We start from the raw sequence: 13827 nt of genomic DNA, 5'->3' as shown, positions 1-13827 counted from the left end.
GCGAAACCGTAGGCTGCTGTCCATGACCGACGATGTCCCGGAGCTGCGTGCCTCCGACGCCGATCGTGAGCGAGTCGCCGAAATCCTGCGGGACGCCCTCGCGGAGGGGCGCCTGGACATGGCGGAGTTCGAGGAGCGGCTCGACGCGACGTACGAGGCACGGACGTACGGGGAGCTGGCGCCGATCACACGGGACCTGCCGGTCGCGGGCGGCACGTCGGGGCCGTCGGTGTCGATGGTCAAGGAGCCCGCCGAGCGGGGGAGTTGGGCGGATCGGATTACCGGGGGCGAGGGGTCCTCGACGGCGGGCGTCGCCGTGATGTCCGGGTTCCAGCGCAAGGGGCGCTGGACCGTGCCGAAGCGGTTCACGTGCTTCACGTTCTGGGGCGGCGGGGAGATCGACCTGCGCGAGGCGAACTTCGCCGACCGCGAGGTCGAGATCAGCTGCGTGGCGATCATGGGCGGCGTCAATATCGTCGTACCGCCCGGAGTGGAGGTCGTCGTCCGCGGTATCGGCATCATGGGCGGCTTCGACAGCCGCGAGGACGGAGTGCCGGGCGACCCGGGCGCCCCGCGGGTGATCGTCTCCGGGTTCGCCTTCTGGGGCGGGGTGGGCGTGGAGCGCAAGCCCACGCGCGACCGGCGGCGCCGCGAGCAGCGGGAGGCCGAGGGGAGCGACCGGCGGATGCTGGGGCACGGCGACCCGACGCACGGCTGGGGGCACGAGCGGCGGCGCGGGGACGCGGAGTAGCGCGGCGGGGGATGCCGAGCGGCACTGTGAGGGACATGGCACACGCGCCGCGAGGGACGCCGGAGGGAGTCCCGTCACGGTCACAGTCGCGTCGGGGCCGAGCCCTTCAGCGTCGTCAGGTCGAACTCGTGTGCCATCCGGTCGTAGCCCCGGTCGTTGGGGTGCACATGATCGCCGGAGTCGTAGTCCGGGTGGAAGCGCCGTGGGTCGTACGGGTCCCGCAGCGCCTCGTCGAAGTCGACCACCGCGTCGAAGACCCGCCCGGACCGGATCTCGGCGTTGATCTCCTGACGCACCGCCTCCCGGTCGGCGCTGTGGCCGCGGTGGCCGCCGAAGGGCATCAGGGTCGCGCCGATCACCCGGATGCCGCGGGCGTGGGCCTGGCCGACCAGGGTGCGCAGGCCGTCGAGGATCTGGTCGGCGTCGGTGACGGACGGGTGGCGCAGGATGTCGTTGACGCCGAGGTCGATGACGACGGCCTTGACGTTCGTCCGGCCCAGCACGTCACGCCCGAAGCGGTCGAGGCCGCTGGGGTTGTCGGCGGGGCGGCCCAGACCGCCGGTCAGCACGCGGTTGCCGCCGATGCCCTGGTTGACGACGCCGTACCGGGGCACGTCCAGGTCCGCCAGGGCCGCCTCGCGCAGCCGCTTCGCCAGCACGTCCGGCCAGCGCCGGTTGGCGCCCACGGTGGAGGAGTGGCCCTCGGTGAGGGAGTCGCCGAAGGCCACGAGGGTGCCGTCGGACTCCCTGCTGAGCACGTCCAGGGCGGTCAGATAGCGCCAGGCCTCGACCCGCTGGGTGTACGGCGCGCCGGTCACGTCCTCGGCGTGGTCGCCCCGCGCGGCGTACGAGATCTGCCGCACCTTCGTGTGCACGGTGACCGGGCCCGGCTCGGCCGGGGCGTACGTGGTGATCAGGACGTCGCTGTCGTGGGGGACGGTGATGCGCACCGCGTCGCTCATCGCCTGCTGCCCCGGCGGGATCACGACCGTGGGGACGCCGTTGAACGCGAGCCGCCGCATCGTGTCCGGCGCCGCGGCCGCGCTGTCGTCGGCGGCGGCCAGGGCGATCGTGGCGTGCGTGATGGTCAGCGGCAGCCGGCCGTAGAGGTTGGACAGTGTGATCCGGGCAGCCGTGCCGCCGACGCTCGTGTGGACGACGTTGCGCACGGACCGGTCGTGCAGGCCGGCCGCCTCGGTGCCGGGCTCGGCGGCGGACGGGGACGTCGACCAGGCGCCGACCCACGTGCCGGTGGAGGCGGGGGCGGCGGGGTCGTACGGCGGGCGCGGACCTGGGAGCGCGCGCTGTGCCGTTCCGACGTCGGAGGCGGCTCCGGCGTACAGGGCGACGGACACGGCCACGATCAGCGAGACGATCGCGGCGAGTAAGGCGCTGAGCTTCGTGGGGGACACCCCCACGCCCCCGGCGTGATGGCGCCTGGTCATGCGGTGCCTGTCTCCTCGGGCGGAAGGGGAGCCCGCGGCTCCGATGTGATCACCCCATGATGCGCCACGGAGTCCGGGGGAGTGGGGTGGAACTCCGGGGACGGAACCCGTTCGGCCGCGCCAGTTCACACGCCGTTCGACTCGCACGCCACCCCCTCAGGAGACGCCGGGAACTCTCGTCCCGTTCCAGGAGTCGGTCAGGAAGGGACAATGTGGAGTGGAGGCTCGGGAACGGGTGGAGCGGATGGAACGCACAAAACCGGATCAATCAGGTGAAACAGGAGCAGCTGCCGTAGAGCAGCATGCCCGGCCGGACGCCGCCGGTAACCGCGCCGGCGGCACGCGAGGCGTACCCGCGTCCGCCGTCCGGGCGATGACGACGTTCAGCCCCGCCGACGAGGAGAAGCGGCGCGGGGTGCGCCGGATGAAACTCACCGCGACCGGCCTGCTGCTGTTCGTGGCCGTGGTGTACGTCCTGGCCAAGTGGGCCTCGAACGCGGGCGCCGGCCCCTGGGCGGGCTACGTCGCCGCCGCCGCCGAGGCCGGCATGGTCGGCGCGCTGGCCGACTGGTTCGCCGTCACCGCCCTGTTCCGCCACCCGCTCGGCATCCCCATCCCGCACACCGCGATCATTCCGACGAAGAAGGACCAGCTGGGCGTCTCACTGGGCGAGTTCGTCGGCGAGAACTTCCTCTCCGAGGACGTCGTACGCCAGCGGCTGCGCGCCGTCGGCATCGGCAGCCGCCTCGGCGCCTGGCTCGCCGAACCGCAGAACGCCGACCGGGTGACCGCCGAGCTGGCGACCGCCCTGAGAGGCGCGCTGACCGTGCTGCGCGACTCCGACGTGCAGGCGGTGGTCGGCGAGGCGATCACCCGGCGGGCGGGCGTCCAGGAGATCGCGCCCGGGATGGGCAAGATGCTGGAGAAGGTCGTCGCCGACGGCGGCCACAAACGCGTCGTCGACCTGGTCGTCTCCCGCGCCCACGACTGGCTGGTGCTGCACAGCGACTCCGTGATGGACGCCGTGCAGGGCGGCGCGCCCGGCTGGACGCCGCGGTTCGTCGACCGCAAGGTCGGCGAGCGGGTCTACAAGGAGCTGCTGCGCTTCTGCGCCGAGATGCGGGACATGCCCTCCCACCCGGCCCGCGGTGCCCTGGACCGCTTCCTCTCCGACTTCGCCTCCGATCTCCAGTCCGACACCGACACCCGCGCCAAGGTCGAGCGGCTCAAGGGCGAGGTGCTCGGCCGGGGCGAGGTCCAGGACCTGATCGCCTCCGCCTGGACGGCCGTGCGATCCATGATCGTCTCCGCTGCCGAGGACGAGCGCAGCGAGCTGCGGCTGCGCGTGCGGGCCTCGCTGCTGTCCCTGGGCGCCCGGATGGCCACCGAACCCAAGATCCAGGGCAAGGTGGACAGCTGGGTGGAGGGCGCGGCGGTGCACGTCGTGACGACGTACCGCAGCGAGATCACCCTGCTGATCACTGACACCGTGGCGGGCTGGGACGCCGAGCACACCACGAAGAAGATCGAGGCGCACATCGGCCGTGACCTGCAGTTCATCCGGATCAACGGCACCGTGGTGGGCTCCCTGGCCGGGCTGCTGATCTACACGGTCACGCGCATGGTGGGGGCGTAGCCCCGGGCCTCTCCGGCGTGACCTCCCGCTTTCCGGGCACACGAGAGGGGGTCGTTCAACGGAGAGGGAGCCATGACAGCAGCTTCGTCGTCGCCGGCCTCTGTGCCCGCCTCCACCGGAACCGTCACCACGTCCGTACCGGCCCGCCTGGACCGGCTGCCGTGGTCCCGGTGGCACTGGATGATCGTGATCGGCCTCGGCACCGTCTGGATTCTGGACGGCCTCGAAGTCACCATCGTCGGCAACGTGGCCGGCCGGCTGGCGGAGGACGGCAGCGGGCTGGACATCACCGCCGCCCAGGTCACCGGCATCGCGGCGGCACTGTACGTGGCGGGCGCCTGTGCCGGCGCCCTCTTCTTCGGCCGGCTGACCGACCGCTACGGCCGCAAGAAGCTGTTCATGGTGACCCTGGCGGTCTACCTGGCGGCGACGGCCATGACGGCCCTGTCGTTCGAAGCCTGGTGGTTCTTCCTCTTCCGCTTCCTCACCGGCTTCGGCATCGGCGGCGAGTACGCGGCGATCAACTCCGCGATCGACGAGCTGATCCCGTCCCTGTACCGGGGCCGGGTCGACCTGATCATCAACGGCAGCTACTGGCTCGGCGCGATCGGCGGCGCCCTGCTGTCGATCGTCATGCTGGACACGGCGATCTTCCCGAAGGACCTCGGCTGGCGGCTGAGCTTCGCGCTGGGCGTCGTCCTGGGCCTGGTCATCCTGCTCGTACGACGCCATGTCCCGGAGTCGCCACGCTGGCAGTTCATCCACGGCAAGGGGGACAAGGCGGAGGCCCTCGTCACGTCGGTGGAACGCGAGATCGAGCAGGAGAAGGGCGAGCCGCTCCCGCCGCCGGCCGGTGAGATCACCATCCAGCAGCGCAAGAGCATCGGCTTCGGTCTGATCGCCAGGACCGTCTTCGCCCGCTACCCGCGCCGCGCGGTGCTCGGCCTCGCCCTCTTCATCGGGCAGGCGTTCCTGTACAACGCCATCACCTTCGGCTTCGGCACCATCCTCAGCACCTTCTTCGACGTGCCGACGGGCAACACGGGCTACTACTTCGCCGTCATCGCGGCCGGCAACTTCCTCGGCCCGCTGCTGCTCGGCCCGCTCTTCGACACGGTGGGCCGGCGGGTGATGATCTCCTCGACCTACCTGCTGTCCGGCCTGCTGCTGTTCGGCACGGCCTGGCTGTTCGACCGGGGCTCCCTGACGGCGACGACGCTGACGGCGTGCTGGTGCGCGGTGCTGTTCTTCGCGTCGGCGGGCGCGTCCAGCGCCTACCTCACCGTCTCCGAGATCTTCCCGATGGAGACCCGGGCCATGGCCATCGCCTTCTTCTACGCCCTCGGCACCGCGGCGGGCGGCATCAGCGGCCCGCTGATCTTCGCCGACCTGACCGAGTCCGGCGTGGTGTCCGACACGGTGATCGCCTTCCAGATCGGCGCGGCGCTGATGTGCGTGGCCGGGCTGGTGGCGGCGTTCCTCGCGGTGAAGGCGGAGCGACGCTCGCTGGAGGACATCGCGACGCCGCTGTCGGTGACGACGGGGGCGCAGACGTCGAGGGCGACGGCCTAGGGGGTGGCTGGAGGGGCTCGGGGGAGGGCTTCAGGGGGGCCGGACCGACGGAGCCCCCCACCGGGGGCCCGCATCGAAGGAGGTGCCCGGACATGCCGGCACTCGTCCCTGTCGCTCACCGGACCACCGAGATCGACGGCATCGAGGTGTTCTACCGCGAGGCCGGGCCGCGCGACGCGCCGGTGGTGCTGCTGCCGCACGGCTACCCGTGCTCGTCGTTCCAGTTCCGGCACCTCATGCCGGCGCTGGGCGACCGCCTGCGGCTCGTCGCACCCGACCTGCCCGGCTTCGGGTACAGCGGGACGCCGGACGGGACCCGGTTCTCGTACACCTTCGACGGCTACGCGGACTTCCTCCAGCGCTTCACGCAGGCCCTGGACCTCCCGCGTTACGCGCTCTACCTGCACGACTACGGCTCCCAGTTCGGCCTCCGGCTCGCCCTGCGCGCGCCGGAGCGGGTCGCCGCGCTGATCATCCAGAACGGCGACATCTACGAGGACGCCTTCGGCCCCAAGTACGCCACCCTGAGGGAGTTCTGGGCCCGCCCTACCCCGCAGGGCCGGGAGCGGCTCGCCGCGAACGTCAGCGAGGAGGGCTTCCGCGACGAGTTCGTCGGGGAACTCCCCGCCCGCCTCGCCGAGCGCGTCAGCCCCGACCTGTGGAAGCTGCACTGGCAGCTGATGCGGACGCCGGAGCGGCGCGCGAACGTCGTCGCCCTCTTCGAGGACCAGGCCACCACCCTGGCCGACTTCCCCGGTCAGCAGGCCTACCTGCGCGAGCACCGGCCGCCGACCCTCATCGCCTGGGGACCGCACGACGGCTACATGCCCGAGGCCGCCGCCCGCGCCTACCTGCGCGACCTGCCGGACGCCGAGCTGCACCTCCTCGACGGCGGCCACTGGGCCCTGGAGACCAACCTCGACGAGATCGTCGCGCTCACCCGCGACTTCCTGGGACGCGTGCACCATTGACAGCCAGTGGTGGCCCGACGGGTGAGGAGCCGTACCGATGACCGTGCGCAGGATCGTCCCCGACTGCAAGGTCCCGTCCGAGGAGGAGATGGACGGCAACCGCGACTTCTACGGCCTGCTCGGCCTGGAGGAGGTCATGAACCTGGGCTGGGTGATGACCCTGGCGTCCCCCGCCAACCCCACCGCCCAGCTCATCTTCGTCACCGAGGACCGCACCGCACCCGTCGTCCCCGACCTGAGCGTCGAGGTCGAGGACGTCGACGCGGTGTACGCACGGATGGTGGCGGCGGGCGCGGAGGTCGTACGGGAACTTCGCGACGAGGAGTGGGGCGTACGGCGCTTCTTCGTACGGGACCCCAACGGTCGGGTGGTGAACGTGCTCACCCACACCGGAGGTTGACGTGCCCGCGCACCCGCGACCGGGGTCGCTCAGGCCCCGGTCGTCGACCCGGGCCGGACGATCATCAGCACCGTCACCACCGCCCACAGCAGGTTGAAGACGCCGGTGAACATGGCGAGCCGCACGGTCGTCTCCCGCGTCCCGCCGCCCTCCACGAGCGCGTCCTGCCGGGGCAGCACCAGGGCGACGAGCACGACCGCGGCCAGGGCGGTCAGCCCGATGGACACGATCAGCTACGCGTCGCCGAGCACGCCCATGGCGCTTGCCGTGGCGAACCCGAACACGGGCACGACGACGCCGTTAGGAACGGTACCGGGGGGCGTTCAGGTCGGCGCCGTAGGAGCAGGTTCGCGCCGTCACGCCCGTCGGTCGGCGACCGCCGTCACGCCCGTCGGTCGGCGACCGCCCAGGACGCCAGCGCGACGGCGCCGGCCACCCCGAACACGGCGGGCCAGGCGCCCACCTTCTTGGCCAGCGGGTGCGACCCGGCGAAGGCGGCGACGTACGCGGCGGTCAGCGCCCCCGCGGCCGTCCCGCCGGCCCGCTCCCGCCACTGCTGCGCCGCCGCGGCACCCGCGGCGGCGAGGACGACCCCGCCCAGCTGACGCTTCTTCGTCCAGCGTGCGACACCGTACCCACCGACGAGCCCGCTCGCGGCGACGAGCGCGCTGGGAACCCTGGCCATCTCTTGTCTCCTCACCCGACAGCCCGACAGCGGGGACCGCTGGTCCTCGGCCCTCGGTCCTCAGTAGTCCGATCGTCTCACCGCGCGTCGCGGACGTCCTCCCCCGTCCCCCCGGCGGCTGACTCAACTTGAGTCTGAGCTTGTCAGGTTTCCTCCCGCGAGTTATATAAGAAGCCGTAGGGCATCGCACACCAGCCCCTCCGAGAAAGGAGTGACCCGTGATGCTCATGCGTACCGACCCGTTCCGCGAATTCGACCGTCTCGCGCAGCAGGTCTTCGGCCCCACCCGCCCGGCCGCGATGCCGATGGACGCCTACCGGTCCGGGGACGACTTCGTCGTCCACTTCGACCTGCCCGGCATCGACCCCGAGACGATCGAACTGGACGTCGAACGCAACGTCCTGAACGTCCGCGCCGAGCGCCGCAACCCCGCTCCCGAGGCCGCGGAGATGATCGTCGCCGAACGCCCCACGGGCACCTTCACCCGTCAGCTGTTCCTCGGCGACACGCTCGACACGGACCGCATCGACGCCTCGTACGAAGCCGGCGTCCTGACGCTGCGCATCCCCGTGGCGGAGGCGGCCAAGCCGCGCCGCATCCAGATCACCGGCGGCGACAGCCGAAGGCAGATCAGCGGCTGACAGCAGCGGCGGAGGTCAGCGCCGCCCAGAAGCGTCCCGCAGGCACAGCGGCCCGTCTGCGGGACGCGCCCCATGTCCCAAGGACCCGCCGACCCGCCACGCCCTCACCCAGACGCCGCCAACTCGCCCGAGGACCCGCCACGTCCTCACCGCGACGCCACCGACTCGCCCACGGACCCGGAGGAGAACCCCCACGATGACCGCGCCGACGCTGTCACCTCTGACGACGCCCGCGCCCCACCCCCGCCCGGCCACCACCTGGGCGGATCTGATCACGGCAGTACAGGACACGGGCCAGTACCCGACGAGGGCGGAGGCGGAACGCATCACCCGCATCGTCCTCTCGGCCCTGGGCGGCCACGTCACGGGGGACGAACGAGTGGCCCTGGCCCAGGCCCTCCCGGAGGAAGCGGCGAGGCTCGTCGCCGCCCATATACCGGTGACCCGCCCCCTCACGGCCCCGGAGTTCGTCGACCGGACGGCCGCCCGCATCGAGGGCGCCACCCCGGCAACGGCCCGTTGGGACGTCAGCTCGGTGCTGTGCGCCCTGCCGCCCCTGCTCGGCGACGCCCTGGTGGACGACATCCTGCGCCAACTCCCGCCGGGGTACGCGCTGCTGTTCGGCCGGGCGGAGCTGGGCGCGGGGGCCCGGCCGGGGAGTGCGGGCCCGGCCGGGGAGTGACGGGGAGCGACACGCGGACGGGAGCCCCACCGTCGGGGCCCTCACCGTCGGGACCTTCACCGTCGGGGCCCCGCCGTCGGCCCGCCGGCCAAGGCACCGACGCCACGGGCGACACGGCTGCCACCGCCGCACCGACGGCGAGGCCCCGCCCACCTCCGGCTCACCCCACCAGCGCGGCAGCCTCCCGCCGAGCCCGCGCAAGCCACTCGGCGCGCACGTCGTCCGCCGAGTCGCTGACGGTACGGAACACCACCCGCCGTACATCGACGACGCCCACGTACGGCAGGACGCAGGCGGCCCAGACCCGCTCCAACGGATCCCCGAACTCGCTCGCCTCCCGCTCGGCGGGCGTGTCGGACGTGTTCAGCACGAGCGCCCGCCCGGCCCGCAACAACCCCGCTGGCTCCCCCTCCGCACTCCCCAACTTGTAGGCGACTCCCGGCACGAACACCCGCTGCACCCACCCGACCAGCACGGCGGGCGGCATGCCCCACCAGTTGGGATGCACGAACACCATGGCGTCGAGCGTGCCGACCTCACGCCGATGTGCCGCGACCCGAGGATCACCCGCCCGTGCGGCTGCCCGCACGGTCTCCGTCTCCTCCGCGCCCAGCACGGCCGGAAACCCCTCGGCGCAGAGATCATGCGCGACGACGTCACATCCCCGCCCGCGCAACTCCTGCACCACGGCCTCGAAGAGAGCGTGATTGAAGCTCCCGACCCGCGGATGCGCGAGATACACCCCGACACGCACGACTTGGCTCCCCCCAAGTGGTCCTGCACAGCCGGGAAATCATGACAGAGCCCCCCACGGGAACGGGACCGTCGGCGGGTGCACGCCTCGGCAGGTACCCGCCGACGGTCCTGGCCGGAAAGGTGTCAGGGCATCAGCGCATGCCGGTCTGCGGGCACGTGGGCCGTGCCGTCGGCGCGGCCTGGGCGTGCGAGGACCGCAGCGGTTGGAAGTAGTGGGTGACCGCCCAGACGCCGATGCGGTTGCCGGCCCGGCACCCGGCCACATCCGCGGAGCGGACGTGGATCCCGGCCCAGACGCGCGCGTTGATCATGTCCTCGTTGAGCCGGTGGGCGTGGTCGTAGTGCCGTGTGGTGCCGGTGGCCTCGGAGAAGAAGGTGAGGTCGAGACGCAGGGTGCCGAGCAGTCCGCTCAGGGTCTGGGTTACGGCGCCGGCGACCGCGGCATGGCCGCTGAGGTAGTCGGGGTGCGGCGGCGTGACGAGCAGCGGCTGCCACTGCGGGTCGGGCGCGGCCGCGGGGTTGCCGTCGGTGTGCGCCAGATGGATGGCGGTGATCGGCCGCCAGCGTCCGTAGTGGAGTTTGGCGTCCCAGGAGGCGACGACGGCGTCGGTGGCCGAGGTGTTCGCCGCGGCGAACAGCCGTGCCGTCTCAGCGATCCCCAGGCGGTGCCGAGCCGTGTGGTCCCGGAGCGCCGCCTGGACCTGCACCGCCAGGTTTCCCCCGAAGAACAGGGCGGTCTCGGTCTGGAACGCGGTGCGGGACGACCCGGTCCTCGCCCCCATGGTCCGCACCTCGTTCACCTCCCGGGCATAGCGGGCCGACGACAGTGCGGGCGGGGGTCCAGGACGGAACTGGGCCGGGTCGGTGAGCAGCATCGGGCGCAGCCGGCCGAGCCAGGGGTCGATGAAGGGCAGGTGGCCGGGTGGGGTGGGCCGCCAGACGCCGGGCGCGGGCGGGGTGGTGAACTGCACCGGCGCACCCCGGCCGTCGCCTTCGCGCAGGTCGATGAGGTGCGCGGCGGCCCGCTCCCCGAAGGCCACGCCCTGAGTCTTGGCGCTGCCCGCGGGGATCCTGGCGAGGGATTCGGCGTAGGCGGCGTCGAGCGACGCCTGGGAGGCGGGGAAATAGGTGACCAGCACGCGGTGGGCCGCGGCCACGGCGGCCGCCTCGGGCGACGCGCCGGCGGGACCGCGCACCCGCCACTTGTAAGGGGCGTAGTCGCCCCGGATGCCCACCACGGCGTTGTAGACGGCGGCCGAGACGAACCCGTGCCAGATGACCACCTGGCCCGAGGGCCGGGTGGCACCGAGGTTGGCGCTGATGGTGTCGGTGGCGATCGTGTTCCATTCACGGATCGCTGCGGGGTCCGCCGCGGGCGGCACGTGGCTGCCGGCGGAGGCCGGGGGGCCGTTCAGGACGGTGACGAGGAGGAGGATGAGTGACATGACGGCGCCTACGGCAGCCGGTCTCCCTGAAGTGGAAGCATGCATAACCGGCGTAACCGTTCACGCGTGCGGATGGTCACGCGCATGTAGCTGCCCGGCGCTGACGCCGGGTCGGACACCGCGCGCCAACCGCGCGGACCCGGCGGCGCGACCCGGGGCGGGCCCCAGTGACAACCTCCGTGCTCGCACCCGCAGCCGTAGGCAGGGCGAGCACTCCACCCGCCGACAGGGACCGTCGTCGGGGTGGGCGAAGACCACGACCAGGCTCGGCACGGGCATGGCAGATCACGTCTGAGAGACGGTCCCGCTCTTCACAGCCCGTACGAAGCAGCTCCACGTCTCGCGTCCCACGGTGACAACGGAACCTCCCACCCTCTTGGAATCGCGTACAAGAGCGCCCGCATCGGTCAGCGCGCACTCCACGCACTCACCTCCGGCACCGTTGCTGTAAGACGACTTGAACCACACCGGACGGCCGTGGTCACGCGACTCTGCACTGCTCATCCTGCGTATTCCTTCAGAACGGACTTGATCAACCGAGCGGACCGCTGAGGACTCAGAGCTGCGGCTCGCAAGCCGTCGAATGCCCGTGCGTACTCCCGAACATGATGCTCGCCCTCCAGGTACACGGCATCAGTGATTCCGTCGCGGTACACCAGGTCCGGGTCTTCTCGAGCAGGGAAACCGAGCATGGTGAACGAGCCCGTAGCCGGGTAGGTGCCAGAGTCGAAAGGAAGTACCTGCACCGTGACGCTCGACAACTCCGCTGCGTCCAGGACGCGTTCGAGTTGGTCCCGCATCAGCGACCGGTCTCCGATGACGTTGCGTACAGCGGCCTCATTCACGATGAACCACGCATCGGGGGCGTCTGGTCCTGTGAGCATGGCCTGGCGCTCCATGCGCACACGTACGGCTCTGTCGATGTCCTGAGCGGACATGTGTGCGCCGGTCGTGTGGAGCTCGCGGGCGTACGCCCCGATTTGCATGAGGCCGGGAATCAGCTCGCACTGGTACTGGCGGATGGTGGAGGCGTCATGCTCCAGACCGATGTAGATGTTGAACCACTCGGGAACGCCGGCACCGTGCACCTGCCACCAACCACGAGTCTTGGCCTGCCGGGCCAGTGACTTGAGGAAGTCGCGCAGCTCGTCACTGGTGCCGTAGAAGCGGCACAGGGCATCGATGTCGGATGGTTGGACCCGGCCGCTCCCCGTCTCCATCCGGTTGACCTTGGAGCCGCTCCAGTCCAGAGCCTCTCCGACCTGGGCGCAGGTGAGGGCGCTCTTCTCGCGGAGCTTCTTCAGCTCGATCGAGAGACGACGACGGCGTGCCGTCGGAGAGCCGGCCATCTCGAACCTCTTTCTCGTAACGGGCGTTCAGTCTCGCGCCAAGGCTTGTGCTTGCCAATCACTCAAACGTGGGATTCCCGTTGTGCACATTGCATGCCGGGATGAGCGAGCCGCATGCTTGCCGCGGTGCCACTTACCGTGAACGTTCTTGACGCTGAGTGGCTTGTGACGGAGTCAGGGGTTGAGAAAGGTGGGCTTTTCGTGATCCAGGAAGCGTGCATGCGACGAAAGCCGTGGGACTTGGCGTTCACGGCCGAGCCTGAGGAGGTGGCAGCCCTACGGCGGATCATGAAGCTGCACCTGGGGATCTGGGGACTGCGCGAGGTCGCCGACGAGGCCCAACTCTGTGTCAGCGAGCTGGTGGCCAACGTCATTACGCACGTTGGCCACGGCACGCCCGCCACGCTGGCGGTCTCGATGAACGACGCGTATCTGCGCATTGAGGTCCACGACCCGGACACCCGAGCTCTGCCCACCTTGGTTCAGGTTGGAGCCGACTGCGAAGACGGTCGCGGGATGACCCTCGTCGCAGCGGTCGCGGATCGCTGGGGCGTCGAACTGCGAGCGGATCGGAAGGTGACGTGGTGCGAGTTGGCGACGGGCCTCGCCGACAGCACTCTGCCCGCTGGCAGCATCGCTTCTACCCACGTGGTGATCGGCGGTTCAGGCCCGCTCGGTATGGCCTTGGTCGAGAAGGCCGCCGTCGACGTCATCGCCGGTGTGCTCCACTGGCTCCGAGCACATGGTTGTGACCCGGACGAGTTTCTCGACCGGGCTCAGACGCACTTCGAGGCGGAGACCGAGGCCCGGCTCGGTTGAACTCGGTGCTCAGTCCAGCAGCGTCCCCTTAGGCGTCGCTTCTTTTGGAGCGCGAGACCTAGGCCCATGGTCCGACGTGTTCTCCGATGTGTTCTCATCACGTCTGCTGGTCCGATAGTGGAGTGAGGGATCTTATGAACGAGCCAGGGCCGGCCGGAGTAATAGTCAAGACCTGTGGATCAAGCGCGTGGTGAGTCCCCAGCCTCAATGATCTCGTTCGTTGGCCATGGGGGTTCAGTCTTCGATCATGGGCCAGGTCTCCCAGACCAAGTCCAGGCGTCGGTATGCGTCGTCGAACCAGGCGTCGGCCAATGGGACGGTGACCGTCACCGTTGTGAGGGACATGGAGTAGTCCTTGATCGTGACCTGGCACCGGTCGTCGTCTTCGTCGAGTTCGATGAACAGCCACGGAGCGCGTTTTCCCTCACGCCAGGCGATGTCCTGGCCCGCGTCGAGCAAGTCCAGGGCCTGCTGCCACTGCCGCAGGTCCTCGGGGAAGAGCCAGGTCTTGAGGGTGCCACGGACGAAGGCCGTATCGACCACGAACTCTCCGACCAGGGCATTGGCCTCGGTGGGAGGCTTTCGCTCCTCCTTCCCCGTGATCCGGAGAATGACGCTATTGCCATCCCCCTCCAGGCGGATCAGGTCGATCGGATCCTCAGCCATGACTGCCCC

At 70.6% G+C, this 13827-nt stretch carries 15 protein-coding genes and 1 pseudogene; 8 read left to right on the top strand and 8 right to left on the bottom strand.

Annotated features, from left to right (window positions below):
* Nucleotides 1–22 precede the first annotated feature (22 nt).
* Nucleotides 23–751: a DUF1707 SHOCT-like domain-containing protein gene (locus tag IPT68_RS14025; RefSeq protein ID WP_189699098.1), complete on the top strand. Its 729-nt coding sequence runs from the start codon at nucleotides 23–25 to the stop codon at nucleotides 749–751.
* A gap of 80 nt (nucleotides 752–831) precedes the next feature.
* Here the strand turns inward: IPT68_RS14025 and IPT68_RS14020 are convergent, their stop codons facing one another.
* The gene (locus IPT68_RS14020) at nucleotides 832–2196 is read right to left on the bottom strand and encodes an SGNH/GDSL hydrolase family protein (RefSeq protein ID WP_189699097.1); all 1365 of its coding nucleotides are present in this window, start codon (nucleotides 2194–2196) and stop codon (nucleotides 832–834) included.
* 244 nt (nucleotides 2197–2440) lie between these two features.
* On the opposite strand from IPT68_RS14020, the gene IPT68_RS14015 reads away from it, so the two are divergent.
* The 4 genes from IPT68_RS14015 (at nucleotide 2441) to IPT68_RS14000 (ending at nucleotide 6775) form a co-directional block, all read left to right on the top strand.
* Complete coding sequence (locus IPT68_RS14015) at nucleotides 2441–3832, top strand: DUF445 domain-containing protein (RefSeq protein WP_189699096.1); 1392 nt, start codon at nucleotides 2441–2443, stop codon at nucleotides 3830–3832.
* Nucleotides 3833–3904: 72 nt separating this feature from the next.
* Nucleotides 3905–5404, top strand: coding sequence for an MFS transporter (locus IPT68_RS14010; RefSeq protein WP_189699095.1), 1500 nt, complete (start codon nucleotides 3905–3907; stop codon nucleotides 5402–5404).
* A 92-nt stretch (nucleotides 5405–5496) separates the two neighbouring features.
* Entirely contained in the window at nucleotides 5497–6375 is an 879-nt protein-coding gene (locus IPT68_RS14005; RefSeq protein ID WP_189699094.1) for an alpha/beta fold hydrolase, read from the top strand.
* 37 nt (nucleotides 6376–6412) lie between these two features.
* Nucleotides 6413–6775 carry a VOC family protein gene (locus IPT68_RS14000; RefSeq protein ID WP_189699093.1) on the top strand — a complete coding sequence of 121 codons (363 nt, stop codon included), beginning with the start codon at nucleotides 6413–6415 and terminating at the stop codon, nucleotides 6773–6775.
* Between the two features lie 29 nt (nucleotides 6776–6804).
* Here the strand turns inward: IPT68_RS14000 and IPT68_RS13995 are convergent.
* Together IPT68_RS13995 and IPT68_RS13990 are read right to left on the bottom strand one after the other, a co-directional pair.
* Nucleotides 6805–7074 (bottom strand): annotated as a pseudogene (locus IPT68_RS13995) (hypothetical protein); the annotation flags it as partial.
* A gap of 83 nt (nucleotides 7075–7157) precedes the next feature.
* Complete coding sequence (locus IPT68_RS13990) at nucleotides 7158–7460, bottom strand: hypothetical protein (RefSeq protein WP_189699092.1); 303 nt, start codon at nucleotides 7458–7460, stop codon at nucleotides 7158–7160.
* A gap of 221 nt (nucleotides 7461–7681) precedes the next feature.
* Here IPT68_RS13990 and IPT68_RS13985 point away from each other — a divergent pair, with 221 nt between their 5' ends.
* Nucleotides 7682–8101 carry an Hsp20/alpha crystallin family protein gene (locus IPT68_RS13985; RefSeq protein ID WP_189699091.1) on the top strand — a complete coding sequence of 140 codons (420 nt, stop codon included), beginning with the start codon at nucleotides 7682–7684 and terminating at the stop codon, nucleotides 8099–8101.
* A 196-nt stretch (nucleotides 8102–8297) separates the two neighbouring features.
* Nucleotides 8298–8783 carry a DUF2267 domain-containing protein gene (locus IPT68_RS13980; protein ID WP_189699090.1) on the top strand — a complete coding sequence of 162 codons (486 nt, stop codon included), beginning with the start codon at nucleotides 8298–8300 and terminating at the stop codon, nucleotides 8781–8783.
* A 160-nt stretch (nucleotides 8784–8943) separates the two neighbouring features.
* Here the strand turns inward: IPT68_RS13980 and IPT68_RS13975 are convergent, their stop codons facing one another.
* From IPT68_RS13975 to IPT68_RS13960, 4 genes are all read right to left on the bottom strand, one after another.
* Nucleotides 8944–9537, bottom strand: a complete 594-nt coding sequence (locus tag IPT68_RS13975) for an NAD(P)H-dependent oxidoreductase (protein ID WP_189699089.1) — start codon at nucleotides 9535–9537, stop codon at nucleotides 8944–8946.
* Nucleotides 9538–9670: 133 nt separating this feature from the next.
* Nucleotides 9671–10984: a vanadium-dependent haloperoxidase gene (locus tag IPT68_RS13970; RefSeq protein ID WP_228040446.1), complete on the bottom strand. Its 1314-nt coding sequence runs from the start codon at nucleotides 10982–10984 to the stop codon at nucleotides 9671–9673.
* Nucleotides 10985–11269: 285 nt separating this feature from the next.
* A complete protein-coding gene (locus IPT68_RS13965; RefSeq protein WP_189699087.1) occupies nucleotides 11270–11488 on the bottom strand; it encodes a DUF397 domain-containing protein in 219 nt (72 codons plus the stop codon).
* On the bottom strand, nucleotides 11485–12333 hold the full coding sequence (locus tag IPT68_RS13960) for a helix-turn-helix domain-containing protein (protein WP_189699086.1): 849 nt from the start codon (nucleotides 12331–12333) through the stop codon (nucleotides 11485–11487). The genes IPT68_RS13965 and IPT68_RS13960 overlap by 4 nt, the downstream gene beginning before the upstream one ends.
* 219 nt (nucleotides 12334–12552) lie before the next feature.
* Between IPT68_RS13960 and IPT68_RS13955 the strand changes: the two genes are divergently transcribed.
* A complete protein-coding gene (locus IPT68_RS13955; RefSeq protein ID WP_189699203.1) occupies nucleotides 12553–13152 on the top strand; it encodes an ATP-binding protein in 600 nt (199 codons plus the stop codon).
* A 234-nt stretch (nucleotides 13153–13386) separates the two neighbouring features.
* Here IPT68_RS13955 and IPT68_RS13950 read toward each other — a convergent pair whose 3' ends face one another.
* Complete coding sequence (locus IPT68_RS13950) at nucleotides 13387–13818, bottom strand: DUF5959 family protein (RefSeq protein WP_189699085.1); 432 nt, start codon at nucleotides 13816–13818, stop codon at nucleotides 13387–13389.
* Nucleotides 13819–13827: the final 9 nt, after the last annotated feature.

The sequence above is a fragment of the Streptomyces chromofuscus genome (assembly GCF_015160875.1).
Classification (GTDB): Bacteria; Actinomycetota; Actinomycetes; order Streptomycetales; family Streptomycetaceae; genus Streptomyces; species Streptomyces chromofuscus.
Note: the sequence above shows the minus strand (reverse complement) of the source record. Positions and strands in the feature narration are given on the sequence as shown.